We start from the raw sequence: 265 nt of genomic DNA, 5'->3' as shown, positions 1-265 counted from the left end.
AGCAGAAGACGGAAGAGAACTTTTCGGCGGTCGGTTTCGAGCTTTCCAGCCCCATCGATATGGAAGGCCAGCAGCTGCCGGCGCAGCAAATCACCAAGTTGTGCCGCTGGGCGATGCGCGGCCAGTACCGGCAGGAGGCTTGCGCCTACACAGGCACCGCGTATTTCGACAAGAAGAACGAACCCACCGACAACCCTGCGCTTGACCGCTGCGGGGGCTGGTGGAGCAGCTGCAAGTTGCGCGGCAATACCCGCCGGTTCGGCGG

Annotated in this window: 1 protein-coding gene; it reads left to right on the top strand. The window is 63.0% G+C overall.

What is annotated here, in order from left to right:
- On the top strand, positions 1–265 hold a 265-nt coding region (locus AO388_RS07755; RefSeq protein ID WP_063613804.1), incomplete at both ends, for a phage minor tail protein L.

Source organism: Pseudomonas sp. ICMP 10191 (assembly GCF_001467335.1).
Taxonomy (GTDB): Bacteria; Pseudomonadota; Gammaproteobacteria; order Pseudomonadales; family Pseudomonadaceae; genus Aquipseudomonas; species Aquipseudomonas cerasi.
Note: the sequence above shows the minus strand (reverse complement) of the source record. Positions and strands in the feature narration are given on the sequence as shown.